Source organism: Curtobacterium sp. MCBD17_019 (assembly GCF_003234555.1).
Classification (GTDB): domain Bacteria; phylum Actinomycetota; class Actinomycetes; order Actinomycetales; family Microbacteriaceae; genus Curtobacterium.
In genome coordinates this window covers 23,601-50,275 of sequence record NZ_QKTT01000002.1, presented here as the reverse complement: position 1 = coordinate 50,275, position 26,675 = coordinate 23,601, and the positions used below count along the sequence as shown (strand labels likewise).

Annotated in this window: 24 protein-coding genes; 22 read left to right on the top strand and 2 right to left on the bottom strand. The window is 73.3% G+C overall.

Annotated elements, in window-relative coordinates; genetic code table 11:
* Positions 1 to 20: 20 nt before the first annotated feature.
* From DEI82_RS02145 to DEI82_RS02055, 19 genes are all read left to right on the top strand, one after another.
* Positions 21 to 2,402: an alpha-galactosidase gene (locus DEI82_RS02145; protein WP_111035651.1), complete on the top strand. Its 2,382-nt coding sequence runs from the start codon at positions 21 to 23 to the stop codon at positions 2,400 to 2,402.
* A gap of 144 nt (positions 2,403 to 2,546) precedes the next feature.
* Complete coding sequence (locus DEI82_RS02140; RefSeq protein WP_111035650.1) at positions 2,547 to 4,058, top strand: alpha-N-arabinofuranosidase; 1,512 nt, start codon at positions 2,547 to 2,549, stop codon at positions 4,056 to 4,058.
* A gap of 78 nt (positions 4,059 to 4,136) precedes the next feature.
* Positions 4,137 to 5,150 (top strand): substrate-binding domain-containing protein, encoded by a 1,014-nt coding sequence (locus tag DEI82_RS02135; RefSeq protein WP_258368731.1) that lies wholly within the window; start codon positions 4,137 to 4,139, stop codon positions 5,148 to 5,150.
* Between the two features lie 106 nt (positions 5,151 to 5,256).
* Positions 5,257 to 6,942 (top strand): xylulokinase, encoded by a 1,686-nt coding sequence (locus tag DEI82_RS02130; protein ID WP_111035813.1) that lies wholly within the window; start codon positions 5,257 to 5,259, stop codon positions 6,940 to 6,942.
* Positions 6,939 to 7,670: an L-ribulose-5-phosphate 4-epimerase gene (locus DEI82_RS02125; protein ID WP_111035649.1), complete on the top strand. Its 732-nt coding sequence runs from the start codon at positions 6,939 to 6,941 to the stop codon at positions 7,668 to 7,670. Before DEI82_RS02130 ends, DEI82_RS02125 begins: the two co-directional genes overlap by 4 nt.
* Positions 7,667 to 9,178, top strand: a complete 1,512-nt coding sequence (araA, locus tag DEI82_RS02120; RefSeq protein ID WP_111035648.1) for an L-arabinose isomerase — start codon at positions 7,667 to 7,669, stop codon at positions 9,176 to 9,178. Before DEI82_RS02125 ends, araA begins: the two co-directional genes overlap by 4 nt.
* 433 nt (positions 9,179 to 9,611) lie before the next feature.
* Positions 9,612 to 10,307, top strand: coding sequence for a transglycosylase family protein (locus DEI82_RS02115; protein ID WP_111011261.1), 696 nt, complete (start codon positions 9,612 to 9,614; stop codon positions 10,305 to 10,307).
* Between the two features lie 258 nt (positions 10,308 to 10,565).
* Complete coding sequence (locus DEI82_RS02110) at positions 10,566 to 11,159, top strand: molybdopterin-dependent oxidoreductase (RefSeq protein ID WP_111035647.1); 594 nt, start codon at positions 10,566 to 10,568, stop codon at positions 11,157 to 11,159.
* Positions 11,156 to 11,989 carry an FAD-binding oxidoreductase gene (locus DEI82_RS02105; protein WP_309146635.1) on the top strand — a complete coding sequence of 278 codons (834 nt, stop codon included), beginning with the start codon at positions 11,156 to 11,158 and terminating at the stop codon, positions 11,987 to 11,989. Before DEI82_RS02110 ends, DEI82_RS02105 begins: the two co-directional genes overlap by 4 nt.
* Positions 11,986 to 12,285, top strand: a complete 300-nt coding sequence (locus tag DEI82_RS02100) for a DUF6510 family protein (protein WP_181435070.1) — start codon at positions 11,986 to 11,988, stop codon at positions 12,283 to 12,285. Before DEI82_RS02105 ends, DEI82_RS02100 begins: the two co-directional genes overlap by 4 nt.
* An 88-nt stretch (positions 12,286 to 12,373) precedes the next feature.
* The gene (locus DEI82_RS02095; RefSeq protein ID WP_111035646.1) at positions 12,374 to 13,168 is read left to right on the top strand and encodes an HAD family phosphatase; all 795 of its coding nucleotides are present in this window, start codon (positions 12,374 to 12,376) and stop codon (positions 13,166 to 13,168) included.
* Positions 13,165 to 15,672: a glycoside hydrolase family 65 protein gene (locus tag DEI82_RS02090; RefSeq protein WP_111035645.1), complete on the top strand. Its 2,508-nt coding sequence runs from the start codon at positions 13,165 to 13,167 to the stop codon at positions 15,670 to 15,672. Before DEI82_RS02095 ends, DEI82_RS02090 begins: the two co-directional genes overlap by 4 nt.
* Complete coding sequence (locus DEI82_RS02085; protein ID WP_111035644.1) at positions 15,669 to 16,253, top strand: DUF1697 domain-containing protein; 585 nt, start codon at positions 15,669 to 15,671, stop codon at positions 16,251 to 16,253. The genes DEI82_RS02090 and DEI82_RS02085 overlap by 4 nt, the downstream gene beginning before the upstream one ends.
* 82 nt (positions 16,254 to 16,335) lie before the next feature.
* Positions 16,336 to 16,803 (top strand): hypothetical protein, encoded by a 468-nt coding sequence (locus DEI82_RS02080; RefSeq protein WP_111011229.1) that lies wholly within the window; start codon positions 16,336 to 16,338, stop codon positions 16,801 to 16,803.
* Positions 16,784 to 17,410 carry a GTP cyclohydrolase I gene (gene folE / locus DEI82_RS02075; RefSeq protein WP_111012092.1) on the top strand — a complete coding sequence of 209 codons (627 nt, stop codon included), beginning with the start codon at positions 16,784 to 16,786 and terminating at the stop codon, positions 17,408 to 17,410. Before DEI82_RS02080 ends, folE begins: the two co-directional genes overlap by 20 nt.
* On the top strand, positions 17,407 to 18,459 hold the full coding sequence (folP, locus tag DEI82_RS02070; protein ID WP_111035643.1) for a dihydropteroate synthase: 1,053 nt from the start codon (positions 17,407 to 17,409) through the stop codon (positions 18,457 to 18,459). The genes folE and folP overlap by 4 nt, the downstream gene beginning before the upstream one ends.
* Positions 18,456 to 19,349, top strand: a complete 894-nt coding sequence (locus DEI82_RS02065; protein WP_111035642.1) for a pyrimidine reductase family protein — start codon at positions 18,456 to 18,458, stop codon at positions 19,347 to 19,349. Before folP ends, DEI82_RS02065 begins: the two co-directional genes overlap by 4 nt.
* On the top strand, positions 19,349 to 20,017 hold the full coding sequence (locus tag DEI82_RS02060) for an HAD-IA family hydrolase (protein ID WP_258371912.1): 669 nt from the start codon (positions 19,349 to 19,351) through the stop codon (positions 20,015 to 20,017). Before DEI82_RS02065 ends, DEI82_RS02060 begins: the two co-directional genes overlap by 1 nt.
* Positions 20,018 to 20,203: 186 nt before the next feature.
* Positions 20,204 to 20,767, top strand: a complete 564-nt coding sequence (locus tag DEI82_RS02055) for a type 1 glutamine amidotransferase domain-containing protein (protein WP_111011232.1) — start codon at positions 20,204 to 20,206, stop codon at positions 20,765 to 20,767.
* A gap of 92 nt (positions 20,768 to 20,859) precedes the next feature.
* Here the strand turns inward: DEI82_RS02055 and DEI82_RS02050 are convergent, their stop codons facing one another.
* Positions 20,860 to 21,501 carry an MOSC domain-containing protein gene (locus DEI82_RS02050; RefSeq protein WP_258371910.1) on the bottom strand — a complete coding sequence of 214 codons (642 nt, stop codon included), beginning with the start codon at positions 21,499 to 21,501 and terminating at the stop codon, positions 20,860 to 20,862.
* 160 nt (positions 21,502 to 21,661) lie between these two features.
* Here DEI82_RS02050 and DEI82_RS02045 point away from each other — a divergent pair, with 160 nt between their 5' ends.
* Entirely contained in the window at positions 21,662 to 23,275 is a 1,614-nt protein-coding gene (locus DEI82_RS02045) for an AlkA N-terminal domain-containing protein (RefSeq protein WP_111035641.1), read from the top strand.
* Positions 23,272 to 23,907 carry a methylated-DNA--[protein]-cysteine S-methyltransferase gene (locus DEI82_RS02040; protein ID WP_111035640.1) on the top strand — a complete coding sequence of 212 codons (636 nt, stop codon included), beginning with the start codon at positions 23,272 to 23,274 and terminating at the stop codon, positions 23,905 to 23,907. Before DEI82_RS02045 ends, DEI82_RS02040 begins: the two co-directional genes overlap by 4 nt.
* A 120-nt stretch (positions 23,908 to 24,027) precedes the next feature.
* On the opposite strand, the gene DEI82_RS02035 is transcribed toward DEI82_RS02040, so the two are convergent.
* Positions 24,028 to 25,254, bottom strand: a complete 1,227-nt coding sequence (locus DEI82_RS02035; protein ID WP_111012097.1) for a cobalamin-independent methionine synthase II family protein — start codon at positions 25,252 to 25,254, stop codon at positions 24,028 to 24,030.
* A 526-nt stretch (positions 25,255 to 25,780) separates the two neighbouring features.
* On the opposite strand from DEI82_RS02035, the gene DEI82_RS16100 reads away from it, so the two are divergent.
* Positions 25,781 to 26,605 (top strand): alpha/beta fold hydrolase, encoded by an 825-nt coding sequence (locus DEI82_RS16100; protein WP_181434588.1) that lies wholly within the window; start codon positions 25,781 to 25,783, stop codon positions 26,603 to 26,605.
* Positions 26,606 to 26,675 lie beyond the last annotated feature (70 nt).

The following is a 26,675-nucleotide window of genomic DNA, read 5'->3' as shown; positions in this document are numbered from 1 at the left end:
GCGACGAGTCAGGAGTCCCGATGACGCACCTCCCGGTCCCCGATCAGGCCACCGCATCCTCCGTGCCGGACGCGGTGGTCCACCTGAGCAGCGGCGGGGTGAGCCTCGTGCTCGACGCGTCGTCCGGCCTCCTGCCCGCGGTCGTCCACTGGGGAGCCGCGCTCGGGTCGCTGACCGCGGACGACGTCGCGGCGCTGTCCGAGGCGGGCGTCCCGCCGGTCGGCGGGAACGCCGTCGACGAGCCGGTGCGCGTCGCCGTGCTGCCCGAGGGGTGGACGGGATGGACCGGGAGGCCCGGGATCAGCGGCCATCGGAGCGGCCGGGACTGGTCGCCGCGGTTCCGCACGACGGCGGTCCGCCTGGAGGCCCGGGGGCACGAGGGCGCGCTGGCCGACTTCCGGGAGGTCGGGGCCGGCACCGTCACCGTGACCGCGGCGGACGAGGTGGCCGGGCTCGGGCTCGTGGTCGTCGTCGAACTGCTCGAGAGCGGCCTCGTGCGGCTGCGAGCCGAGGTCGAGAACACGGGTGCGGAGGAGTACGCACTCGACGACGTCACGCTCGCGCTGCCCGTGCCGTCGCGAGCGCGCGAGGTCCTCGACTTCGGCGGACGGTGGGGCGCGGAGCGGACACCGCAGCGGACTGAACTCGTGACGGGCATCCACGAGCGGCAGGGCCGCAAGGGCCGAACCGGTGCCGACGCGGCGACGGTGTTGAGCGTCGGGACGCCCGGGTTCGGGTTCGCCGGCGGTGAGGTCTGGGGCGTGCACACCGCGTGGAGCGGGAACCACCGGCACGCGGCGGAGCGCGTGTTCAGCGGCGAGCAGGTGCTCGGCGGTGGGGAGCTCCTGCTGCCGGGCGAGGTCCGGCTCGGCCCCGGCGCGTCCTACCGCACGCCGTGGGTGTTCGGCGCGTACGGGGTCGGTCTCGACGACCAGGCGCGGCGGTTCCACCGGTTCCTGCGCTCGCGCCCCCGACACCCGCGGCGGGACCGCCCGGTGACGATCAACGTGTGGGAGGCCGTGTACTTCGACCACGACCTGGGACGGCTGACGGACCTGGCGGAGCGTGCTGCCGGGCTCGGGGTGGAGCGGTACGTGCTCGACGACGGGTGGTTCCGGGGCCGCCGGGACGACACCCGAGGTCTGGGCGACTGGGTGGTCGACGAGGACGTCTGGCCGGACGGGCTGCACCCGCTCGTGGACCGCGTGCGGGAGCTCGGCATGGAGTTCGGCCTGTGGTTCGAGCCCGAGATGGTGAACGAGGACAGCGACGTGGCCCGCGCGCATCCGGAGTGGCTCATGCAGACGGGGGCGCGCCTCCCGGTCCGGTCACGGAACCAGCAGGTGCTCGACCTGGCGATCCCGGAGGCGTACGAGCACGTGCTGGGGCAGATGACGGCCGTGCTCGAGGAGTACGCGATCGCGTACGTCAAGTGGGACCACAACCGGGACCTCGTCGACGCGGGGCGGTGGCCGGCCGGCGAACCGGCGGTGCACGAGCAGACCCGGGCGGCGTACCGGCTCATGGCCACGCTGAAGGAGCGGTTCCCGGGGCTCGAGATCGAGTCGTGCTCGTCCGGGGGCGGGCGGGTCGACCTCGGCGTCATCGAACACACGGACCGGGTCTGGGTCTCCGACTGCATCGACCCGCTCGAGCGCCAGCGGATGAACCGGTGGACGATGCAGCTCCTGCCGCCGGAACTGCTCGGGTCGCACGTGGCCTCGGGCGTGAACCACACGACGGGGCGGTGGCACGAGCTGTCGTTCCGTGCCGGGACCGCCCTGTTCGGCCACTTCGGGATCGAGTGGGACCTGGCGCGGGCGACGGAGCTCGAGCTCCGGGACCTCGGCGCGTGGATCGACCTGTACAAGCGGTACCGGGACCTCATGCACCGTGGGGAGCTCGTGCGGGTCGACCAGGTGGACCCGACGCTCAACGTGTACGGCGTGGTCGACCCCGCGCGGCGGGAGGCCCTGTTCTTCGTCGCCACGATCGGGCGGTCGGACGTGTCACCGCGGGGTCGCCTGACGTTGCCCGGCCTCGACCCGGCGACGCGCTACCGGGTCACCCCCGTGCTCGTCGGCGACCCCGAGGCGGGGGTGCAGCCCGCATCGTGGTGGGGGCCGGTCGTCACTGCTGCCGCTCCCGCCACGGCATCCGCATCGAACCGCGTCCTTCCTGACGAACCCCGCGATGACGCGGTTCGAACGGACGGAGGCGGTGCAACGCCCACGGGTGCCACGGGTGCCACCGGTGCCACGGGGACCAGCGTCGGCGACGGGACGGTCCGTCGGTTCCGCGGGACGGTCCTCCCGGGCAGCGCGCTCGCGTCCGCGGGGCTGCAAGCGCCCCTGATGTACCCGGAGCGCGTGGTGCTGCTGCACGTGACGGCCGAGGACTGACCGCCCCGGGTCACCGGACGCGGCGCTGCCCAGCAGACGCGACGGCATCCCGCGGCACGGCGTGGATCGCGTTGTGTCCCTCGGGCTTCCGCCGTACACTCGGAGCCACTACAACGTTGTAACCGCGAACGAAGGAACACCGCAATGCCGCGCGTCCACCTCTCCCTCGACCCTGCGTTCACCATCGGCCCGGTCCGGCGTCGCCTGTTCGGCGGGTTCGTCGAGCACCTCGGCCGCCACGTCTACGACGGCATCCACGAGCCGAACCACCCCACCGCCGACGAGCAGGGCTTCCGGCAGGACGTCATCGAGCTCGTCAAGGAGCTCGGGGTCACGACGATCCGGTACCCCGGCGGCAACTTCGTGTCGGGCTACAACTGGGAGGACGGTGTCGGGCCGGTCGACCAGCGTCCCCGCCGCCTCGACCTCGCGTGGCACGCCACCGAGACGAACCAGGTCGGGCTGCACGAGTTCTCGCACTGGCTCGACCAGGTCGGCAGCGACCTCATGCTCGCGGTGAACCTCGGCACGCGCGGCACGAAGGAGGCCATCGAGCTCCTCGAGTACACGAACGTCCCCGGTGGCACCACGCGCTCCGAGGAGCGCAAGGCGAACGGGCGGGAACGGCCGTTCGACGTCCGCATGTGGTGCCTCGGCAACGAGATGGACGGCCCGTGGCAGCTCGGCCACCGCAACGCCGTCGACTACGGCAAGCTCGCTTCGCGCACCGCCAAGGCGATGCGCCAGATCGACCCCGACATCGACCTCGTCGCGTGCGGGTCCTCGGGCCGTGGCATGCCCACGTTCGGCGCCTGGGAGCGCGAGGTCCTCGAGCAGACGTACGACGACGTCGACTACATCTCCTGCCACGCCTACTACGAGGAGAAGGACGGCGACCTCGTCAGCTTCCTCTCGTCCGGTATCGACATGGACCAGTTCATCCGCTCGGTCGTCGAGACCGCGGACCACGTCAAGGCCGCCCGGAAGTCGGACAAGACGATCGAGATCTCGTTCGACGAGTGGAACGTCTGGTACATCACCGACTGGGAGGCGCAGCAGAAGACGTACACGATCGACGAGTGGCCGATCGCCCCGCGGCAGCTCGAGGACATCTACTCGGTCGCCGACGCGGTCGCCTTCGGCGGCCTCATGATCACGCTGCTCAACCACGCCGACCGGGTCGCCTCGGCCAGCCTCGCGCAGCTCGTCAACGTCATCGCCCCGATCATGACCGAGCCGAACGGCCCGGCCTGGCGGCAGACGACGTTCTTCCCGTTCTCGCTCACGTCGCAGCTCGCCCAGGGCCAGGCGCTCAAGGTCGCGATCGACGGCGACACCATCGACACCCCGGTCTACGGTGCCGTCCCCGTGGTGGACGCCGCTGCGACGACCGACGGTGAGCGCACGTCGGTGTTCCTCATCAACCGGAGCACCGACGCGGCGACGACCGTCACGCTCGACCTCGGCCGGCTCGGCGCGAGTGCGACCGGCTCGGTCAGCGCCCAGGGCATCTGGGACGACGACGTCCACGCCAAGAACACGCTCGAGGACACCGAGCGCGTCGGCCTGCGGACGAACGACACCGCGACGTTCGAGGACGGCACGCTCACGATCGAGCTGCCGGCGACGTCATGGACGGCGGTGACCATCGGCTGAGCCGACCTGGCGGGGTGCGGGTCGGTCCCGCACCCGGCCAGGGCTCGGTCGCCGATGCCGGAACGGTACGGTGCAGACGTGACAGCAACCCCGGAGCGGAGCGTGACGCGCTCGCCGACGATCTTCGACGTCGCCGAGCGCGCCGGGGTCTCCCACCAGACGGTGTCCCGCGTCATCAACGGCGACGCGACGGTGCGGGCGCCGTTGCGCGAGCGCGTGACCGCGGCGATCGCCGAGCTCGGGTACCGACCCCGTGCCGCCGCCCGGGCCCTCGCGAGCCGGACGAGCCGCGCCCTCGGTGTCGTGTCCACGGGCGGTGCCCTGCACGGTCCCACGAGCACCGCGCTCGCGTTCAACCAGGCGGCCCGTCGTGCCGGGTACCACGTGCTCACCGCGACGCTCGACCGGGCGGAACCGGAGTCGATGCGCGACGCCGTCGAGACCCTCCTGGCGCAGGACGTCGCCGCGATCGTCCTCGTCGCCGCGGACTCCACCGCGACCGACGCCCTCGCCGCGCTCCCGGTGGCCCCGCCGGTCCCCGTCGTCATCGCGAACGGTCGCGCCGGCCAGGTCGCGGGGTGGACCGCGGTCGCGATCGACCAGGCTGCCGGCGCGGAACTCGCCGTGCGGCACCTGCTCGACCGGGGGCGGCGCCGGATCGCGCACCTCACGGGCCCGGAGGTCTCGCAGGAGGCCGTGGTCCGCCGCGACACGTACGAGCGACTCGTCCGCGAGGCCGGGTTCGAACCGCTCGTGCTGGCGGGTGACTGGACGCCCGAGAGCGGGTACGACGCCGGGCTCGCGCTCGACCGGGACACGGTCGACGCCGTGTTCTGCGGGAACGACCAGATGGCGCTCGGCGTGCTCCACGCGTTCGCCGACCGGGGTGTCCGCGTGCCCGAGGACGTCGCCCTCGTCGGCTTCGACGACATCCCCGAGGCGGCGCACTTCACCCCGCCGCTCACCACCGTGCGGCAGGACTTCGCATCGCTCGGCGAACGCGTGCTCGAGGCCGTCCTCGTCGTGCTCACCGGTGGTGCCGTGACCGACCGGACGGTCGAGCCGGAGCTCGTCGTGCGCACGTCGACGTAGCCCGCACCCCCGGTCCTGACCGGCCCACCCACCCGATCCGTGCCTCCCGGCCTTGCCGAAGTGAGCGCTCACATGGCACGATCACACCATGACGAAGGAGTCGCCCATGCCCGATGACGACCAGGCGCGCCAGCGCCACGCCGACGACGTCAGCGAGGGTCGCGCGACCCTCGGGATCGAGCTCGGCTCCACCCGCATCAAGGCGACCCTCGTCGGCGCCGACCTGCTGCCGATCGCATCGGGCAGCCACGAGTGGGAGAACGAGTTCGTCGACGGCCGGTGGACGTACCCGCTCGACGCCGTCTGGTCGGGCCTCCAGGCCTGCTACGCGGACCTCGTGTCCGACGTCCAGGACCGGTTCGGGGTGCGCCCCACGCGCTTCCGGGCCATCGGCGTGTCCGCGATGATGCACGGCTACCTGGCGTTCGACGCGGACGACGAACTGCTCGTCCCGTTCCGGACCTGGCGCAACACCTCGACCGGCGCGGCGTCCGCCGAGCTGACCGAGGCGCTCCAGTTCAACATCCCGCTCCGTTGGTCCGTCGCGCACCTGTACCAGGCGGTCCTCGACGACGAACCGCACGTCGCCGACATCGCGTCGCTGACGACGCTCGCCGGGTACGTGCACTGGAAGCTCACGGGGCGTCGGGTGCTCGGCGTGGGGGACGCGTCGGGCGTGTTCCCGATCGACCCCGCCACCGGCACCTACGACGCCGGCATGCTCGCCACGGTCCAGGAGCGCGTCGGACAGCGGGCCGCGCACCTCGACCTCGCGGCCGTGCTCCCCGAGGTGCTCCCCGCCGGACGGGAGGCGGGGCAGCTGACCGCGGACGGCGCACGACTGCTGGACCCGACCGGCTCGCTGCAGGACGGCATCCCGCTCTGCCCGCCCGAGGGGGACGCGGGTACCGGCATGGTGGCCACGAACGCGGTCGCGCCGCGCACCGGGAACGTGAGCGTCGGCACGAGCATCTTCGCCATGGTCGTGCTCGAGGAACCCCTCACCGCCGCGCACCACGAGCTCGACGTCGTGACGACGCCGTCCGGTGACGCCGTCGCGATGGTGCACTGCAACAACGGCGCGAGCGAGCTCGCCGCCTGGGCGCGGGTGTTCGGCCGCTTCGCCGAGGTCACCGGGTCGCCGGTCGAGCCGGACCGGGTGTACGCGGCGCTGCTCGCGGAGGCCCTGGACGCGGACCCCGACGCCGGTGGCCTGCTGTCCTCGAACTACCTGTCCGGCGAGCCGGTGACGGGCGTCGAGGAGGGGCGACCGCTCCTCGTCCGCAGTCCCGCGGGTCGGTTCACGCTCGGCAACCTCATCCGGGCCGAGGTGGACGCGGCGTTCGCGACCCTCCGTATCGGCATGGACGTCCTGGCGGGCGAGGGAGTCGCGGTCGACCAGCTGCTCGCCCACGGGGGCCTGTTCCGGACGCGCGGGCCGGCCCAGCAGTTGCTGGCCGCCGCGTTGCGGGTGCCGATCGCCGTCGGGGCGACCGCCGGTGAGGGCGGTCCGTGGGGCATGGCGGTCCTCGCCGCGTACCTCGAGGCCGCCGACGAGCGGTCCCTGGCCGAGTACCTGGCCACCGAGGTCTTCGATGGCGACACGGTCGACGTCGTGCAGCCGGCGGCCGAGGACGTCGCGGGCTTCGCCACGTTCCTCGAGCGGTACCGGGCCGGCCTGGCCCTGCAGCCGGTCGCGGTCGCGGCCACACCGGCCGGCACGAGTGACGGCGACGCCGCCGGCGACGCCGTCGCGAACGGCGACACCCCGAACGAAGGAGCAACCCCATGACCGAGGACACCCCCGTGTCCGGCGACGCCGTGTCCGACGACGTCCGTGCCGCCGTGCAGGCGACCCGCGAGAAGGTCGCCGCCCTGCACAGCGAGCTGACCCGGAACGGACTCGTCGTCTGGACGGGCGGCAACGTGTCGGAGCGCGTGCCCGGCGCCGACCTGTTCGTCATCAAGCCGTCCGGCCTGACGTACGACGAGCTCCGTCCCGAGAACCAGATCGTCTGCACCCTCGACGGCGTGCCCGCCGACGGTTGGGGCAACGAGCACGGTCCGTCGAGCGACACCGCCGCGCACGCCTACGTGTACCGCCAGATGCCGAGCGTCGGCGGCGTCGTGCACACCCACTCGACCTACGCCACCGCGTGGGCCGCGCGGGGCGAGGAGATCCCGTGCGTCATCACCGCGATGGCGGACGAGTTCGGCGGACCCATCCCGATCGGTCCGTTCGCGATCATCGGTGACGACTCGATCGGCCGCGGCATCGTCGCGACGCTCGAGGGGCACCGCTCGCGCGCCGTGCTCATGCAGAACCACGGGGTGTTCACCATCGGCAAGGACGGCCGCGACGCGGTCAAGGCGGCCGTGATGGCCGAGGACGTCGCCCGCACCGTGCAGATCAGCCGGCAGCTCGGCGACCCGCTGCCGATCGACCCCGCCGACATCGACCGGTTGTTCGACCGGTACCAGAACGTCTACGGACAGGAACCCAAGGGAGCGATGCAATGACGCAGATCGACAGCGGACTCGACGGATACCAGATCTGGTTCCTGACCGGGAGCCAGGGGCTCTACGGCGAGGAGACCCTCCGCCAGGTCGCGGAGCAGTCGCAGGCGGTGCACGCGCAGCTCGCGGCGCAGGTGCCCGTCGAGCTCGTGTGGAAGCCGGTGCTCACCGACCCGGACTCGATCCGCCGCGCCCTCATCGAGGCGAGCGCGGACGACCGCGTCATCGGGGTCACGACGTGGATGCACACGTTCAGCCCGGCGAAGATGTGGATCGGCGGCCTCGGTGCGCTCACGAAGCCGTTGCTGCACCTGCACACACAGGCGAACGTCGAGCTGCCCTGGGGCGAGATCGACTTCGACTTCATGAACCTCAACCAGGCCGCGCACGGCGACCGCGAGTTCGGCTACGCGCTGGCCCGCATGGGGGTCGCGCACGCCACGACGATCGGCCACGTGTCGGATCCGCGCGTCGTGGCCGAGGTCTCGGCGTGGGCCCGTGCGGCCGCCGCCTGGGCCGCTGTCCGGTCGCTCAAGCTCGCGCGCTTCGGCGACAACATGCGGTACGTCGCCGTCACCGAGGGTGACAAGACCGAGGCCGAGATCGCGCTCGGCGTCCAGGTGAACACCTGGGCCGTCAACGAGCTCGCCGACGCGGTCGCCGACGTCGACGACACCGACGTCGACGCCCTCGTGGCCTCGTACGAGGAGGAGTACGAGGTCGTCGCCGAGCTCCGTCGCGGTGGCGAGCGCCACCAGTCCCTCCGTGACGGTGCCGCGATCGAGCTCGGGCTCCGCTCGTTCCTCGAGGCCGGTGGGTTCGGTGCGTTCACGACGAACTTCGAGGACCTCGGCGCGCTCAAGCAGCTGCCGGGCCTCGCGGTGCAGCGGCTCATGGCCGACGGCTACGGGTTCGGTGCCGAGGGCGACTGGAAGACCGCCGTGCTCGTCCGCGCGATGAACGTCGCCGGGGCCGGGCTCCCCGGCGGCGCCTCGCTCATGGAGGACTACACGTACGAGCTCACGCCGGTTCGCGAGAAGATCCTCGGCGCGCACATGCTCGAGGTCTCGCCGACGTTGACGGCCGCACGCCCCACGCTCGAGATCCACCCGCTCGGCATCGGCGGCAAGGACGACCCCGTGCGCCTCGTGTTCACGGCCGACCCGGGTGAGGCCGTCGTCGTCGCGATGTCCGACGTCCGCGACGGCTTCCGCCTGACGGCCAACGTCGTCGACGTCGTCGAGCCCGACGCGCCGCTGCCGCACCTGCCCGTCGGCCGCGCCGTCTGGGAGCCCCGGCCGTCGTTCCCCGTCGCCGCCGAGGCCTGGCTCGCCGCGGGTGCCGCCCACCACACCGTCATGACGAACGCGGTCGGGCTCGACGTCGTGGAGCGCTTCGCGACGATGGCCGGGACCGAGTTCGTGGTGATCGACGAGCACACCACGATCCGCGAGTTCCGGCAGGAGCTCAAGGTGCAGCAGGTGTGGCACCGCCTCGACCGGGGGTTCTGAGCCTCCCGCTCAGAACGCAGGACACGCCGTGTGCACCCGAGTGCACACGGCGTGTCCTGCACTCTGGGCAGGGTCGGCGTGACCCCCGGATGCGGGGTTCCCAGGTGATTCGGATGATCGCGGCGCCCATTGCCGCCGATCCGCGCGGTCATGGCGATCCCGGGGTGTCGTTCCGCTCAGGCTGCGCGCCCGACCGAGGGGTGGACCGATCGTTCCCGGTTGAGTCCGCGTCGAGCGGTACCTATCGTGGCCGAGGTCGTCCCGGGGGTGGGGAATGACGGTGGCCGCCCCAGGCGGTTGCACCAACGAGGCCGGACGCGCGCGAACAGCTGCCCCGCGACGGAACCCTCGACCTGACCGCAGATCGGCCGGGGTGGGCAGCGGTCGTCCGACGATCGTCGGCGTGCGCGGCCCCGTGAGGAAGCACCACACCATGAAGAAGTCCATCCGTACCCGCGCGCTCGTCAGCGGGCTCGCGTTCGCCGGCCTCGCCGTCACGGGCGTCGCCCTGGCGGCACCCGCCAACGCGGCCTCCGAGTCGACCTGGGACCAGATCGCCCAGTGTGAGAGCAGTGGCAACTGGGCCACCAACACCGGCAACGGCTACTCCGGCGGCCTCCAGTTCTCCCAGAGCACCTGGGCCGCCAACGGCGGGACCGGGACCCCGGCGTCCGCCAGCAAGTCGGAACAGATCGCGGTCGCGAACCGCGTGCTCGCGTCGCAGGGCTGGGGCGCCTGGCCGGCGTGCTCGTCCCGGCTCGGTCTGAGCGGCACCGAGGGCGCGTCCGCTCCCGCGGCGACCACCTCGACCGCTCCGTCGTCGACCACCTCGACCGCTCCGTCGTCGACCACCTCCACCGCGCCGTCGGCCGCCTCGTCCACCGCGACGTCGAGCGCGGCGACCTCGAGCGCGCCCGTCGCGGCACCGTCCGCACCCGCGGCGCCGTCGATCCCGTCTGTGGCGACGAGCGGCAAGACCTACACGGTGCTCTCGGGCGACACGCTCAACACGATCGCCACGAAGCTCGGCGTGAGCGGCGGGTGGACGCGCCTCGCTGGTGCGAACACGCGCACCGTGACCGACGTCGACCTGATCTACCCGGGGCAGGTCCTGCAGCTCCCGGCCTGATCGCAGGCGCCGCTCGGTCCGCACCACGCGCGGACCGAGCGGGACACGACGGACGGGACCCGGGCGACCGGGTCCCGTCCGTCGTTCCGTTCGGCGTGGACACCGCCGTGTCGACGCCGTCTCCGGCTCGTCCTCCACATCGGCAGGTGCATGAACGCTGTCCACCATCTCGGCTCGGCACCTTGTCGGCGGGCGTGCTCCCCGGCCATCATCGGAGCACGCGCCGCGGGGTGCGCAGGAGCACGAGGAGGACGGGACATGGCGACCTTCACCAGGGGGTTCGGCGGGCGGCGGCGTGACGTGGACCCGCGGGTGCCACCGGGACAGACCACCGTGGCCGACTGGCCGGTGCTCTCGGCGAGCGGCACACCGATCATCGAGCCCGAGGAGTGGCAGTTCTCCGTCCGTACCGAGACCGGCGCAGTGCACGAGTGGTCGTGGGACGAGGTCCGGGCGCTCGGGATCGAGGACATCCGGACCGACATCCACTGCGTGACTCACTGGTCCAAGCTCGACATGGGGTGGCGGGGCGTCCCGCTCGACGCCGTCTTCGCCGACGTCGAGACCTCGTTCGACCACCTGATGGTCCACAGCTACGGCGGCTACACGACGAACCTGCCCCTGGCCGAGGTCCTCGACGGCAAGGCGTGGATCGCGTTCGAGGCCGAGGGCGAGCCCCTGTCGCCCGAACACGGCGGCCCGGCGCGGTTGCTCGTGCCGCATCTCTACTTCTGGAAGAGCGCCAAGTGGGTCCGCGGGATCACGATGCAGGCGAACGACGAGCCGGGCTTCTGGGAGAACGCGGGCTACCACCTGCACGGGGACCCGTGGAAGGAAGAGCGCTACTGGTGAGCGTCGACGTCGGAGCGACCGCATCGGCGCAGACGGTGTCGGCCACGACGGGTGCGCCTGCGGACCCGGCCTCCCGTCCCGCGTCCGCACTCCCGCGCCCGGGGTGGCACGTGGCGCGCGTCGTCGCGGCCGCGTCCGAGACCCCGACGGCGCGGCGCATCGTGCTCGACGTCGCGGGCTGGCCCGGGAACGAGGCCGGCCAGCACCTCGACCTGCGCCTCACCGCCGAGGACGGCTACCAGGCGACGCGGTCCTACTCGATCGCCTCGCACGGGGCGAGCAGCCGGGTCGAGCTCGCGGTCGACCGGGTCGACGACGGCGAGGTCTCGCCCTTCCTGGTCGACGACGTCATGGTGGGCGACGAGCTCGAGGTGCACGGACCGCTCGGCGGCTGGTTCGTCTGGCGGCCACCGACGGAACCGGAACCGCGCCCGGTCCAGCTCATCGCGGGCGGATCCGGCGTCGTCCCGCTCGTCGCGATGGTCCGTGCGCACGCGGAGGCCGGGGACCCCACGCCCTTCCGGTTGCTGTACGCGGTCCGCACGCCGGAGGACGTCTTCTTCCGCCCGGAACTGCGGGCGGCGCTCGACGCGGACGCTCCCTTCGCACTGACGACGGTGTACTCGCGACGGACGCCCCCGGGCGACGACGCCGCACCCGGCCGCCTGACGCGGGACCGCCTCGGTGCCGCGATCGTGCCGGCGGCGGCCCACCCGCGCATCTACGTCTGCGGCTCGACGCCGTTCGTCGAACAGGTCATCACGTGGCTCGGCGAGCTCGGGTACGACACCCGGGGCGTGCGAGCCGAGCGGTTCGGAGGCAGCGCATGACGACCCGACTCGACGGCAACGCGGCGGCCGGGGTCCTGGCCGACGTCTTCGGCACGGACACCACCACCGCACGGGTCCGATGCTCCGGCTGCGGGGCGGTCGGGGTCGTCGCCACGGTGGTCGTCCTGGCCGATGCGGCGGGCACGGTCCTCCGCTGCCCCGAGTGCGACGACGTCCTCGCCACGGTGGTCGACGACGGCGCCACGGCCTGGCTGTCCATGCCCGGGGTGAGCGCGATCGGCATCCCACGACCGGTGCCCCTGGGCAGCCGCGCACGGGCCCGGCCCGGAGGCTGAGCGGACACGCCCTGGTCGGACTCCTACACTGGCCAGTCGCAGGAACCCCACCCCACCCCGCCACACCCCTCGGAAGGTCGATCGCCCGATGACCACCCCGTCCACACGCGTGCCCGGCAGCCTCGCCGAGCAGCGTGCGCTCCTCTTCGACCTCGACGGCGTCCTGACGCCCACCGCGGACGTCCACATGCGCGCATGGTCACGGCTGTTCACGCCGTACCTCGAGCAGCACGGGGTCGCCCCGTACACCGAGCAGGACTACTACGCGTACATCGACGGCAAGCCGCGCTACGACGGCGTCCGGTCCCTGCTCGTCGCGCGGGGGATCCGGGTCCCGGAGGGCGACCCGTCCGACGGCCCGGACGCCGACACGGTCTGCGGTCTCGGCAACCGGAAGAACGCCGCGTTCAACGCCGAGCTCGAGGAGAACGGCGTCCTGCCGTACCCCGGCTCCGCGCGGTTCCTCGACGCCGCCATCGCTGCCGGGTACCTCGTCGCGGTCGTCTCGAGTTCCGCGAACGCCCGGTCGGTCCTGCGCACCGCGGGGATCCTCGACCGCTTCCCCGTCGTGGTGGACGGCGCCGTCGCGATCGCCGACCACCTGGCCGGCAAGCCGGCTCCCGACACCTTCGTCGACGCGGCGCACCGCCTCGGACTGACGCCGGCGTCGTGCGTCGTGTTCGAGGACGCCCTCGCCGGGGTCCAGGCCGGCCACGCCGGGGCCTTCGGACTCGTCGTCGGCGTCGATCGCGGTGCGGGCGCGGACGCCCTCCGCGCGCACGGCGCGGACGTCGTCGTGCCCGACCTCGCCGACCTCGTCGACGACCTGCCGGCTCCGGGCACCGTCACCCACCCCACGGACGCTCCCGGGAAGGACGCATGAACCCGATCACCGCGGATCCCCTCGACCGCACCCGCTACCCGATCGACGAGTGGGCGCTGGAAGAGGCCGAGTACGCCCCCGACGAGCAGGGCGTCGCCGAGACGCTGTTCGCGGTCGGCAACGGGTACCTCGGCCTCCGGGGGAACTTCGACGAGGGCCGGGGCGGGTTCTCGTACGGCACCTACGTGAACGGGTTCCACGAGACCTGGCCGATCCGTCACGCCGAAGAGGCCTTCGGGTTCGCGAAGGTGGGACAGACGATCGTCAACGCCCCGGACGCCAAGGTGATCCGGCTCTACGTCGACGACGAACCCCTGGTCCTCGCCGAGGCCGACATCCTCCGGTACACGCGACGGCTCGAGTTCCGTGACGGCTACCTGCTCCGTGAGACCGAGTGGAGCACGCCCTCGGGCAAGCGCGTGCTCATCCGCTCGCGCCGACTCGTGTCGTTCGCCGACCGGCACCTCGCGGTCGTCGACTACGAGGTCACGATGCTCGACCACGATGCCTCCGTGTTGCTGTCGAGCCAGATCCTCAACCGCCAGGACGTGCCCGACGAGTACCACGCGATGATGCAGACCGCGGCGCCGATGTTCGACCCGCGCAAGGCGGAGCAGTTCACGAACCGGGTCCTGCAACCGCGCTTCCGGCGGAACACGGGCGAGCGGTCGCTGCTCGGTTACCAGACGTCGAGCTCGGGCATGACCATCTGCGTGGGGGCCGAGCACCGGCTCGAGACCGACAACACCTGGGACCACACCGCGCAGATCGACGACGACCTCGCCAAGCACGTGTACCGGATCACGGCCAAGGCCGGACAGCCGATCCGCCTCGTCAAGACCATCACGTACCACACGTCGCGCGGGGTCCCCGCCCGGGAGCTCGCCGATCGCTGCGACCGGACGCTCGACCGTGCGGCCGAGACCTCCGTGGACGACATGTTCGCGCACCAGCGGACGTGGATGGACGACTTCTGGGCCCGGAGCGACGTCGAGATCCCGCACGAGCCCGGCTTGCAGCAGGCGGTCCGGTGGAACCTGTTCCAGCTCGCGCAGGCCACCGCCCGCACCGATGGCCACGGCATCGCGGCGAAGGGCGTGAGCGGCTCCGGGTACGGCGGCCACTACTTCTGGGACACCGAGGTCTACGTGCTGCCGTTCCTCAGCTACACGGCACCGATCGTCGCCCGGAACGCCATGCGGTTCCGCTACAACATGCTCGACGCCGCCCGTGACCGCGCTCGGGAGCTGAACCAGCGCGGCGCCCTGTTCCCGTGGCGCACGATCAACGGTCAGGAGTCGAGCGCGTACTACGCGGCCGGCACGGCGCAGTACCACATCGACGCCGACATCGCCCACGCGCTCATGCAGTACGTGCGGGCGAGCGGTGACCGCGAGTTCCTCAAGCGTGGGGCGATCGACATCCTCGTCGAGACCGCGCGCTTGTGGGAGGACCTCGGCTTCTGGCGGCGGAACGGCGACCGGAAGTTCCACATCGACGGCGTGACGGGCCCGGACGAGTACACCACCGTCGTCGACGACAACATGTACACGAACGTCATGGCCCGCGCGAACCTGTGGTTCGCCGTGAACGCGTGCCGTGAACTCCGTGCCGACGACCCGGTCGAGTTCTCGCGCATGGTCCGTCGTACGGGTCTGGACGAGTCGGAGATCGCGGGCTGGGCCGCGGCGGCCGAGGCCATGGAGATCCCGTTCGACCCGCACCGGGGCATCCACCCGCAGGACGCCCAGTTCCTCGACAAGGAGCTCTGGGACCTCGAGAAGACGCCGGAGTCGAAGCGCCCGCTCCTGCTCCACTACCACCCGCTCGTGATCTACCGGTTCCAGGTGCTCAAGCAGGCGGACGTCGTGCTCGCGCTGTTCCTGCAGGGCCACGAGTTCACGCCCGCCGAGAAGCGCCGCGACTTCGAGTACTACGACGCACTGACCACGGGTGACTCCACGCTGTCGGCGGTCGTCCAGTCGATCATCGCGGCCGAGGTCGGGTACCACGAGCTCGCGGAGCAGTACTTCCTCACCTCGTTGTTCGTCGACCTCGCCGACCTGCACGGCAACACGTCCGACGGCGTCCACGTCGCCTCGACGGGCGGCGTCTGGGGTGCCCTCGTCAACGGCTTCGGCGGCATGCGCGACCACGGCGGCCGACTGACGTTCAATCCGCGGCTGCCGAAGACATGGCCCGGCCTGACCTTCCGGCTCACCGTGCAGGGGAACCGGATGCGCGTCGAGCTCGAACCGGATCGCATGACCTTCACGATCGAGCACGGCACCGAGGTCACGGTGTGGGTGCACAACGAGGAGTTCCTCGTCTCGGCGGACCACCCGCTCGTCGTCGAGCTCGGGCACCAGGGGCCGCGGCTCGAGGCGCACGCGCCGACGACGAGCGACATCCAGGGCACGCTCCGTGCCGACGGATCGGTGATCACCGCGTCCATCCCGACGATCTCGCTCGAGCGTGACGAGGTGGAGGCGCAGCCGTCGTGAGTGCACGCCGGGTCGCCACCGACGCGGACGTCGGCACCCGCTGGGTGGCCCTGCTCCGCGGCGTGAACGTGGGCGGGGTCACCGTCCGGAACCCCGAACTCACCGCGGTCGTCGAGGGGATCGGCGGCACCGACGTCCGACCGGTGCTCGCGAGCGGCAACGTGGTGTTCACGGCCCCGGCGCCCGACGCCGGACCGGAGCACGCGCTCGCGCAGGACGCTGCGGAGGCGACCCTGCGGGACCGGCTCGAGCGGGGCCTCCAGGACCGGTTCGGCCGCCCGGTGCCCGTGGTGCTCGTGAGACAGGACCGACTGGCGGCGCTCGTCGACGCGTTCCCGTTCCCGGTCGACGCGGCGACGCACGCGTACGTCGTGTTCTCGTCGGACCAGGACGCCCTCGAGGCCCTCGTCGCCGACCCGGTGGACCCGCCGGACCGGGTGGCCGTCGGCGACGGCGTCGTCTACTGGGCGTGCCCGAAGGGGTCGAGCACCGACACCCAGTTCGCCAAGCGTGCGGCCACGTCGCGGTTCCGCGCGACGACGACGACGCGGAACGTGAACACGCTCCGTCGCATGGCGTGACCGCGGCACCATGCGCCAGGGAAACGCGCCGGGGGACACCGCCCCGGGGGCGACCGGCAGCCGCCCGAGTACAACGATCACCATGACGAACGAACGTCCCGACACCGACGGGCCCGACGCAGCCCATCGGATCCCGGAGGGGGTCGACGACGCCACGGTGGACGCCCTCGGCAAGCTGTCCGAGGGGCTCGAGGCGCTCGAGCACGCTCGCGGCCTGCTGTACGGCTTCCACCGCCTCACGGGCACGGCGGACCTCGCGATCGGTGAAGCGGTAGACCTGTTCCGCCAGGCCGGACACGACGACGTCGCCGACCGCATCGAGCGTGACGTCGTCGGCCGCAACGTCATCGCCGGCCGATGGACGTTCCAGATCGTCGAGGACTACGACGACGGCTACTGGTCGGTCGTGCGCGACGCCGAACGGGAGGCCCGCGAGCAGCTGGCCGGCGGCCGTCGCCACCTCTTCGAGGCCCGCATGAAGGAGCAGCGCCGCACCCACGGGGCGCCCCACCACGAGGCCCTGCCCGCCGATGTCGGCGAGCAGGTGTGATGATGGGGCGGTGAACGGACGCCAGGACCGGGCTCGCGTCGAGGCGGCCGTGCGCGAGCTCCTGGCCGGTGTCGGCGAGGACCCGACGCGTCCGGGCCTCCAGGCGACGCCCGCGCGGGTGGCGGACGCGTTCGCCGAGTTCTTCAGCGGCCTCGGGGTCGACGCGACCGACATCGTGCGACGCGGGGCGGTGCCGGCCGAGCCGGACGAGCTCGGTGAGGTCGTGATCGTGCGCGACGTCCGGTTCCGCTCGGTGTGTGAGCACCACCTGCTGCCGTTCCTCGGGGTCGCCCACCTGGCGTACGTGCCGGGCGAGCGGATCATCGGGCTCGGCACGCTCTCGCGGGTGGTCGACGCGATCGCCTCGCGGCCGCAGCTGCAGGAGCGGCTCGGGTCCGAGGTCGTGTCGGCCATCGCCGAGGGGCTCGACGCCCCGGGGGTGCTCGTCGTGCTCGACGCCGTGCACGCCTGCGTGACGACCCGTGGTGAGCGGCAGACGGCCAGTTCGACGGTGACCGTGGCGAGCAGCGGAGTCCTCGCGGATCCGGTCCGTCGGGCCGAGGTCATCGCGCTCATCGGCGCGGCCGGCAGCGGAGCGGTGGCATGACGGCGGACGCGGCCCTGGGCCTCCCGACCGGCGCCGTGCTCGTGACCGGCTCCGAGCGCACGGCCGGCCCCGAGCGCGCGGCCGGCCCCGAGCGCGCGACCGGCCCCGAGCGCACGGCCGCCCCCGTGCTCGCGACCGGTCCCGTGCTCCCGCCGCTCCGCCACCCCGTCCGCAGGATCGGCCGCCGGACGTTCGACTTCGACCGGCGGATCGCCGTCATGGCGATCGTCAACCGCACCCCCGACTCGTTCCATGACCGAGGCGCCACGTTCGCGCTCGATCGAGCGGTCGCCGCAGCGGTGGCGGCGGCGGACGAGGGCGCGGACTGGGTGGACGTCGGCGGCGTCAAGTTCGCCCCCGGCCCCGAGGTGCCCGCGGACGAGGAGGCCGACCGCGTCGTGCCCGTGGTGCGCGCGCTCGTCCAGGCGTCGGACGTGGTCGTGTCCGTGGACACGTTCCGGCCCGAGGTCGCGGCGGCGGCGATCGCCGCGGGCGCCTCGGTCGTCAACGACACGACGGGGTTGTCGGATCCGCGGATGGCCGACGTCGTGGCCGACAGCGACGCGACGGTCGTCATCACCCACAGCCTGGCTGCCCCGCGGCAGGAGCACCCGATGCCGCGGTACGACGACGTCGTCGGCGACGTGGTCGCGTTCCTCCGGCGGCGGGTCGACCTCGCGCTCGAGCGTGGTGTGCCGGAGTCGCGGATCGTCGTCGACCCCGGACACGACCTCAACAAGACGACGGTGCACTCGCTCGAGTTGACCCGACGACTGGCCGAGGTCGCGGCGCTCGGGTTCCCGACCCTCGCGGCGGTGTCGAACAAGGACTTCGTCGGGGAGTCCCTGGGGCGGCCCCGGGGTGAACGGCTGGCGGGGTCGCTCGCGGCCGCGACGATGAGCGCGATGCTCGGCGCCCGGATCCTCCGCATGCACGACGTCCGTCCCGCGGTCGACGCGGCCCGCATGGTCGAGGCCGTGCTCGGCTGGCGCGCCCCCGTCGACCCGGTCCACAACCTGTTGCCCGAGGGCAACCGCCCGGTCGCATGAGCCCGGACGAGCACGCCGACGACGAGCCCGCAGCCGCAGCCGCCGCCGGGGCGACGGTCGCCGCCGCACCTGTCGCCGGGGCGACGGACGCCGCCGCACCCGTCGGCGGGGCGACGAACCCCGCCGCCGCCATCGAGCAGCTGTTCCCCGCCGCCGGCCCGGGGCCGCTCGACGACGACGCACTCCTCGCCCTGTACGGCCGGGAGGACCGACACCCCTCCCCGACGACGGCCGACGGCTGGGTGCGGGTCAACGTCGTCAGCAGTCTCGACGGCTCCGCCACCGCCGAGGGCGTCTCCGGTGGCCTCGGCGGCCCGGCCGACCTCCGCGTGTTCGACCTCCTGCGCCGCCTCGCGGACGTCGTCCTCGTCGCAGCCGGGACCGTCCGGAACGAGGGGTACGGGCCGATGCGCCTGCACGACGCGGACGTGGCGTGGCGGCGTGCGCGGGACCTCCCGGACCACCCCGCGTTCGCGATCGTCAGCGGGTCCCTGGCGCTCGACGCGGCGTCGCGGGTCTTCACGGAGGCACCGGTGCGACCGGTCGTCCTGACGCACGCGGAGGCGCCCGCGGACCGACGCGCGGCGCTCGCCGCGGTCGCGGACGTCGTCGACTGCGGGGCGGACGCCGTGGACGTCGCGGTCGTCCGGCGGGCGCTGGTGGAGCGCGGCCTCGCCCAGATCCACTGCGAGGGCGGGCCCGGCCTCCTCGGGGCGCTCGTGGCGGCCGATGCGGTGGACGAGCTGTGCCTCACCGTCAGCCCGGTCCTCGAGGGCGGCGACGGCCCCCGGATCGCGCGGGGCGGTGCCGGACAGGGCCTCCGCTCGATGCGGCTCGCCCACGTCCTCCGCGCCGGCGACATGCTCCTGACGCGGTACCGTCGACCGTGATGCCGCAGCACCTCGACCACGTCACCGCCGGGTTCCTGTTCGACATGGACGGCACCCTCGTCGACTCCACCGCGATCGTCGAGGCCGCCTGGGGGCGCTTCGGGGCGGAGCACGGCATCGACCCGCGCGAGATCCTCGCGTTCTCGCACGGTCGCCAGACGATCGACACCGTGACCCGGTTCCTGCCCGACCGGTCGCACGACGAACGGGTCGCCCTGTCGGCGGCGCTCGTGGCCGACGAGGTCCGTCGCACCGACGGCATCACCGAGGTCCCCGGCGCCGGCGCGCTCGTGCGGACCCTCCTCGACCTCGGAGCGCCCGTCGCCCTCGTGACGAGCGCGCCGCGCGACCTCGCCCTGAACCGGATGGCGGCGGCCGGCGTCCCCGTGCCCGAGGTGGTCGTCACCGCCGAGGACGTGCCGAACGGCAAGCCCGCTCCCGACTGCTACCGGCTCGGGGCCGAGATGCTCGGTCTCCCGCCCGGGGACTGCACCGCGTTCGAGGACGCTGAAGCGGGGCTCGTGTCCGCCGTGGCGTCGGGGGCCCACGTCGTCGTGGTCGGCGCGCACACGTCCCCGACGACCGAGGGGCTCGACCGCGTGACGGACCACACGGGCGTCACGGTGTCACGCGCGGGCGCAGGCGCGGGCTTCCGCATCCGGGGCTGAGCGCCCGCCGGGCCGGGAGCAGGTGCCGGGCCGAGCCGGTGTGCACCCGGGGGACGGGGCGCCTCCACGTCGGCTGCGACCTGCGGACGCTCGCGGGTGATCACGCCGACACTCGATGGAGCCGCCGGACACGACCCGACGGCGGCGCGGAGCCGATCCGGACCGCGCACCGACGGAAGGAGCACCATGGCCGACGAACTGAACGGCACGAAGATCCTCGTGATCGCCACGAACTACGGGGTCGAGCAGGACGAGATCGTCGTCCCGGTCGAGCAGCTCCGCGAGAAGGGCGCCGCGGTCACGATCGCCGCCAAGGAGCAGTCGCCCATCCAGACGCTCGTGGGCGACAAGGACCCGGGCCAGCAGGTGGACGTCGACCTCGCGCTCGACGAGGCCGACGAGAGCGACTACGACGCGATCCTCATCCCCGGCGGCACCATCAACGCCGACACGCTGCGCCGCGAGCCGGGAGCGATCGCCCTCGTCACGGCGTTCGCCGACGCGGGCAAGCCCATCGCCGCGATCTGCCACGGCCCCTGGCTCCTGGTCGAGGCGGGCATCCTCCCCGGACGCACGATCACCTCGTTCCACACGCTGCAGACCGACATCCGCAACGCCGGCGCCGAGTGGGTGGACCGCGAGGTCGAGGTCGACGTCTCGGGGGGCTACACGCTCATCACCTCCCGCAACCCCGGCGACCTGCAGGCGTTCGTCCCCGCGATCGAAGGGGCGGTCGTCCCCGTCGGCTGACCGCGGCACGTGGAACGCCCTGGTGCCCGTCGAACCGCGTGATCCCGCGGTTCCACGGGCACCACGCGGTTCGACGGCCACGCGAACCATGCTCAGCCCAGCGGCACCGCCGCCCGGAGCGTCCCCGGGCCGAGCGTCAGCACGCCGTCGGTCAGCGGCTCGCAGCGGATCCCGCCCCGACCCCGCATCCCGCGGAACACGCCCGGCCCGATCGCCACGTCCATCCACGCGCAGGGGTTCGCCGCACGGTGTCCCTGCAGCACGACCGGCCCCGACCCCGTGTCGATCGAGAACAGGACGCCGCGGAGGGCCTCGACGTCGACGCCGCGGAGCACCACGTTCCGTCGGGTGAGCGCCGGGTCCAGCGGGATGCCGAGTTCCGCCGCGAGCGCCTCGAGCGGCTCGGCCCCGATCACCGTGACGGACGCCTGCCGGTGCGCGGGGTGGCCGTGGAACCGGTCGCCGACGATCCCGAGCCCGGCCCGGACCGTGATCCGCTCGTGGAGCTCCGGTCCGTCCGCCGGGGCCGGACCGTCGGCGGGCCGGCCCTCGTAGCGGTGCCGCGGTGCGGCGAGCAGCAGCTCGACGGTCACCGGGTACGCGGTCGTCAGCAGTCCGGCCGGGAGGCCCGCAACCCCGTCCGCCCCGTCGCGCGCGTCCGCCCCGTCGCGCGCGTCCGCCCCGTCGCGCGCGGTCGTCCCGTCGCCGGCGGGGTGCTCACCGCTCGCGTCCATGACACCCGACCGTACCTGTCGGCGTCCGCCGTGCCTCCCGGTCGAGGTGCGGAGGCGGACCGAGCGCGCCACTGCGCGCCCGCCGGGCCGATCCCGTCGACCCTGCCGCCGTGTCCGATTCCCGCTGGTCCGGGTCGGTGGCGCGTGTCAGGCTGGGAGCATGGACACGGGCGGGGGGACGGGCGCGACCTCCGACCCGCTCCACGCGGAGCGCTACCGCATCGCCGCGTCGCGCGATGCCCGCTTCGACGGCCAGTTCGTCACCGCCGTCCACTCGACGCGCATCTACTGCCGACCGAGCTGTCCCGCTCGCACGCCGCGGAGCTCGGGCGTGACGTTCTACCCCACGAGTGCGGCCGCGCACCTCGCCGGGTACCGCGCGTGCAAGCGGTGCCTGCCGGAGGCGAGCCCCGGCAGCCCCGCGTGGAACGTGCGCGAGGACGTCGCCGCGCGCGCCATGCGCCTCGTGACGGACGGCGTGGTCGAGCGCGACGGCGTGCCGGCGCTCGCCGCACGCCTCGGGTACTCCCCGCGACACCTCACGCGGATCCTCGTGCAGGAGCTCGGCGCCGGGCCGAAGGCGCTGAGCCGCGCGCAGCGCGCCCAGCACGCCCGGACGCTGCTCACGACGTCGTCGCTGCCGGTCGCGGACGTCGCGTTCGCCGCCGGATTCGGCAGCGTGCGGCAGTTCAACGACACCGTGCGCGAGGTCTACGGGCTCAGCCCGACCGCGCTGCGGGCGCGGAGTGGACGCGCGGCGCCGACGCCGGACGGGGCGCTCCGCGTCCACCTGCCCGCGCGACCGCCGTTCGACGCCCACGGCCTCTTCGCCTGGTTCGCCGCCCGCGCGCTGCCCGGCGTCGAGGTCGCGGCCACCGCCGCGGATCCCGGCGGCGCCCGCTACGAGCGGGTCGTGCGACTGCCGGGAGGCCCGGCCTGGTTCGCCGCGACCCCCGCCGACCCGGGACCCTCCGGCCGCGGTACCGGCATCGACCTCGAGGTCCGGATGACGACGCTGTCCGACCTCCCGACCCTCGTCGCGCGCGTCCGGTCCCTGTTCGACCTGGACGCGGACCCGGTCGCGGTGGACGCCCTGCTCGGGGTGGTCCCGGAGCTGGCGTCGTCGGTGGCCGCCGTGCCGGGCATCCGGGTGCCGGGGGCGCTCGACGCCGACGAGCTCGTCGTCCGGGCGGTCCTCGGGCAGCAGGTGCGCGTCGCCGCGGCGCGGACGGCGCTCGGTCGTGTGGTGGACGCCCTCGGAGAGCCGGTGCCCGACACCGTCGCGCCCGGGATGCGGATGTTCCCGACGGCCGCCGTGCTCGCCGATGCCGTGGGGCGACAGCTCGTCGCCGATGCGGGAGCGGGGTCGGCGCCGCCGGGCGACGCGGAGCGGATCATCCGCGGTCCCCGAGCCCGTGTCGCGGCGCTGCACCGGGTCGCGGCGGGGCTCGCCGACGGATCGCTCGTCGTGGACCGGGCCGCGACGCTGGACGACCTCCGCGCGCGACTGCTCGCCGTGCCCGGGGTCGGGCCCTGGACCGCCGCGTACGTCGCGCTCCGGGTCCGGCACCACCCCGATCTCCTCCTCCCCAAGGACGTCGCCGTGCGGATCGGTGCACAGGCCCTCGGGATCCCCGACGACCCGCGCGGACTCTCCGTATGGTCGTCGGCACTCGCTCCCTGGCGGAGCTACCTGACCATGCACCTCTGGCGCGCTGCCGCACGCACCCCGCCGCACCAGGGGCATCGACCGAACGGAAGGCACATCCCATGAGCACCATCGACCGACGGCCCGAACCGGCCGCGTCGGAGTCGGCGTCCGTCGTACCGGACGCGGCGTCCCCGCTCCGGTCGTCCGACGCCGTCGTGGTCCCGCCCGAGCCTCGCGCGGCGACGACGGTCGCGCGCGTCGCCACCCTCGCGACGCCCGACGGTACGTTCACCGTGCTCGAGGACGGCGACGGCACGGTCCTCGCGTCCGGGTGGACGGCGGAGGCCACCGAGGTCCTCGCCCGGCTGGCGGAGCGCCACCGCCCGGTGGTCGTCGTGCCGGGTGCGGTGGCGTCGGCCACGGCGGTCCAGGCCTACTACGACGGCGACGTCGAACCGGCCATGCAGGTGCGCGTCCGGCAGTTCGGCACGGAACTGTTCACCGAGGGCTGGCGGCAGCTCCGGCTCGTGCCGGCGGGCACCGTGCTCACGTACACGCAGCTCGCCGCGGCCATGGGTCGTCCGGAGGCCGTGCGCGCCGCGGCGAGCGTCTGCGCCCGGAACGCACCGGCACTGTTCGTGCCCTGCCACCGGGTGCTCCGGAGCAACGGCGGCCTCGGGGGCTTCGCCTGGGGCGAGCACGTCAAACGGTCCCTGCTCGAGCGCGAGGCCGACCTCGCCGCACGGACGGTCTGACGACCGAGCTCGGATCGCGGCGGCCGAGAGGACGGACGGCCCGACCCCAAGGGGGCGGGACGACGGACGGCCCGACCCCAGGAGGGGCCGGGCCGTCCGGTCAGCGCGATGTGTGACGGCTCAGAACAGCTTCGCCGAGGCCCGTCGGGCGCCCTCGCCGAGCGACTCGAGCTTGGCGGCGGCGATCGACGGGTGGACGCGGCCGCCCAGACCACAGTCCGTTCCGGCGATGACCCGCTCGCGGCCGACGAACTCGGCGAACCGCTCGATCCGCTGCGCGACCAGGTCCGGGTGCTCGACGACGTTCGTGGCGTGGCCGACCACACCCGGGATGATCACCTTGCCGTCCGGCAGCTCGGTGTCCTCCCAGACGGTCCACTCGTGCTCGTGGCGGGCGTTCGCGGCCTCGAACGAGTAGGCGCTCGCGTCGATGTCGAGCATGAGGTCCACGATGTGACGGAGTTCGATGTCCGTCGTGTGAGGTCCGTGCCACGAGCCCCAGCACAGGTGGAACCGCACGCGCGAGGTGTCCAGGCCGCGGAGCGCGTGGTTGAGGGCCTCGACCCGGATCCGGGTGAACGCGCGGTAGTCCTCGACGCTCGGCTCGGGGTTGATCTGGTCCCAGTTCTCGGCGATCGAGGGGTCGTCGATCTGCAGCGAGAGCCCCGCGTCGAGGATGATCCGGTACTCCTCGCGGAGAGCGTCGGCCCAGGCCCAGATGTGCTCTTCCTCGGTCGCGTAGTACTCGTTCGCGACGCGGGCACCGGAACCGGGCGAGAGCGCGGTGATGAACCCGTTGTCGACGCCGTTCGCCTCGAGCGCGTGCTTGAGGTTCGCGGCGTCGGTGCGGGCGGCCTCGTGGCCCGTGTAGACGATCGGCCCCGTCGTCGTGGGGAACGCGGTCGCGTTCTTGCCGACCCCGATCCCGCTCTCCGGGTCCTGGTAGGCGTCCCGGAAGGCGATCCAGTCCCGTCGGTCGGGGAACGAGGTCAGGCGGACGTGCCCCGGCTCCGAGCGGACGGGCTCCTGCGTGAAGATGTTCTCCTCGGTCAGGGACAGGCCGCTGACGCGCTGGAACGAGTAGCCCCACCAGGCGCCGTAGTCGACCGAACTCGACATCGCCTTGCCGTACTCGCCGTCGCCGGGTTGGGTGATCCCGAGCCGGACCTGCCGGGCGACCACGTCGTCGACGGCCGCACTCGTCAGGGCGCGGACCTCGTCGGTGGTCTGCAGGGTGAACCCGTCCTCGGCGAGCGGTCGCGCGGCGTTCGCGGCGATGAGCTCGGGGGTACGGGGAAGGGAACCGGCCGTGGTGGCCTGGATGTGTGTGGTGTTCTCGAATGACATGCGTGCGCTCCTCGGGGACGGAGTCGTCGTGCGACTCCCTCGGGCAGTGGGACGTCGCAGGCGTGCGCGGCGGCCGTCCACGACGGGAGCGGTCGACGCCGCGCGCGAGGCTTCGCGTGGTGCGCTGCGTGGAGGCAAGCGTGCCACGGGTCCGGCGCCGCACGGCATCTGTTACGCCACGCGACGGACGCGATCGCCGACGCCACCCGAACTGGGGTCAAGCGCGATCCCATCGGTCCGCGGACCCCGCATCGAAGGCATGGCGAGAAGTGCCCGGCGCTCGGCGTCGGGGAGCCCCCAGGGCCGAGGGCGCACCCGTTCGGGTCGGGTCGCCGTCGCCTCGGGGCCGGTCCGTTCGGGTGACCGGCCCCGGGGGCTTCGTCCGGACGACGGCTCCGCTCCGTGCCGGAGGCGCGACGACCACCCCTGGTTGCGGGTGATGACGCGTCGGGAGCGCGCTGACAGAATCGGGAGCGCCTTCCCCGGAAGCGCCCCGACCACGCGCCATCCCGTCCAGAGGACCTCCATGCACGTCGAACCCGCTGAGCGCACCGTCGTCTCCGCGGACGGCACCGCGATCGCGACGTCCACCACGGGCAGCGGGCCGGCGCTCGTGCTCGTCGCCGGGCCGTTCGACCACCGCGCCTTCGGTGCCCTCACCGAGACCGCCACGGCCCTCGCCGAGCACTTCACCGTCACCTGGTACGACCGCCGTGGCAGGGGCGAGAGCGGTGGCGGGTTGGCCGAGGCGCAGCGCGAGGTCGAGGACCTCGAGGCCGTCATCGCCGCTGCGGGCGGGCGACCGTCCGTCGTGGGCCTCTGTGCCGGCGCCGGGTTGGTCCTCCTGGCCGCTGCGGGCGGAGCGCCGATCGAGCGAGCGGTCGCCTGGGAGCCGCCGTACCGCGCGTCGGTCGATCCGCGGTTCCCGGACCCCGAGCGCATCACGGCCCTCGTCCGTGGCGGTCGTGCCGCGGCAGCGGTGCGGTTCTTCCTGCGTCGCGTGCTCGGCACGCCCTGGCTCGCGCCCGTCGTCCTGCGGATGCAGCGCCCGGCGTGGGCCGGTCTGCTCGCCGGTGCCGCGACCCTCCCGAACGACGTCCACGTCATGACCGGGTTCGCCCTGCCGACCGAGGTCCTCGCCCGCATCACGACGCCCGTGCTCGTCATGACCGGCGGATCGAGCCCCGACTGGCTCAAGCTCGCGGCCCACGCGGCGGTCGAGGCCGTGCCGGGGTCGGAGCACACCGTGCTGCAGGACCAGGCGCACGTCGTCAACGGTGCCGCGCTGGCCGAGGGCGTCGTCCCGTTCCTCCTGCGGGAGCGGGTGGAGGAGCCCGACCCGCTCGGCTGACCTCGGTCGGCGCGTCGCCACGGAGCGCGTCGTCCGCGTCCGTCCCTCGGCGTTCGCCTGGGAGGATGGA

Bases quoted from the DNA above. Each gene is read 5' to 3' on its own strand.
- DEI82_RS02145 (WP_111035651.1), top strand. From the start codon at position 21: ATGACGCACCTCCCGGTCCCCGATCAGGCCACCGCATCCTCCGTGCCG.
- DEI82_RS02140 (WP_111035650.1), top strand. From the start codon at position 2,547: ATGCCGCGCGTCCACCTCTCCCTCGACCCTGCGTTCACCATCGGCCCG.
- DEI82_RS02130 (WP_111035813.1), top strand. From the start codon at position 5,257: ATGCCCGATGACGACCAGGCGCGCCAGCGCCACGCCGACGACGTCAGC.
- DEI82_RS02125 (WP_111035649.1), top strand. From the start codon at position 6,939: ATGACCGAGGACACCCCCGTGTCCGGCGACGCCGTGTCCGACGACGTC.
- araA (WP_111035648.1), top strand. From the start codon at position 7,667: ATGACGCAGATCGACAGCGGACTCGACGGATACCAGATCTGGTTCCTG.
- DEI82_RS02115 (WP_111011261.1), top strand. From the start codon at position 9,612: ATGAAGAAGTCCATCCGTACCCGCGCGCTCGTCAGCGGGCTCGCGTTC.
- DEI82_RS02110 (WP_111035647.1), top strand. From the start codon at position 10,566: ATGGCGACCTTCACCAGGGGGTTCGGCGGGCGGCGGCGTGACGTGGAC.
- DEI82_RS02100 (WP_181435070.1), top strand. From the start codon at position 11,986: ATGACGACCCGACTCGACGGCAACGCGGCGGCCGGGGTCCTGGCCGAC.
- DEI82_RS02095 (WP_111035646.1), top strand. From the start codon at position 12,374: ATGACCACCCCGTCCACACGCGTGCCCGGCAGCCTCGCCGAGCAGCGT.
- DEI82_RS02090 (WP_111035645.1), top strand. From the start codon at position 13,165: ATGAACCCGATCACCGCGGATCCCCTCGACCGCACCCGCTACCCGATC.
- DEI82_RS02080 (WP_111011229.1), top strand. From the start codon at position 16,336: ATGACGAACGAACGTCCCGACACCGACGGGCCCGACGCAGCCCATCGG.
- folE (WP_111012092.1), top strand. From the start codon at position 16,784: ATGTCGGCGAGCAGGTGTGATGATGGGGCGGTGAACGGACGCCAGGAC.
- folP (WP_111035643.1), top strand. From the start codon at position 17,407: ATGACGGCGGACGCGGCCCTGGGCCTCCCGACCGGCGCCGTGCTCGTG.
- DEI82_RS02065 (WP_111035642.1), top strand. From the start codon at position 18,456: ATGAGCCCGGACGAGCACGCCGACGACGAGCCCGCAGCCGCAGCCGCC.
- DEI82_RS02060 (WP_258371912.1), top strand. From the start codon at position 19,349: ATGCCGCAGCACCTCGACCACGTCACCGCCGGGTTCCTGTTCGACATG.
- DEI82_RS02055 (WP_111011232.1), top strand. From the start codon at position 20,204: ATGGCCGACGAACTGAACGGCACGAAGATCCTCGTGATCGCCACGAAC.
- DEI82_RS02050 (WP_258371910.1), bottom strand. From the start codon at position 21,501: ATGGACGCGAGCGGTGAGCACCCCGCCGGCGACGGGACGACCGCGCGC.
- DEI82_RS02045 (WP_111035641.1), top strand. From the start codon at position 21,662: ATGGACACGGGCGGGGGGACGGGCGCGACCTCCGACCCGCTCCACGCG.
- DEI82_RS02040 (WP_111035640.1), top strand. From the start codon at position 23,272: ATGAGCACCATCGACCGACGGCCCGAACCGGCCGCGTCGGAGTCGGCG.
- DEI82_RS02035 (WP_111012097.1), bottom strand. From the start codon at position 25,254: ATGTCATTCGAGAACACCACACACATCCAGGCCACCACGGCCGGTTCC.
- DEI82_RS16100 (WP_181434588.1), top strand. From the start codon at position 25,781: ATGCACGTCGAACCCGCTGAGCGCACCGTCGTCTCCGCGGACGGCACC.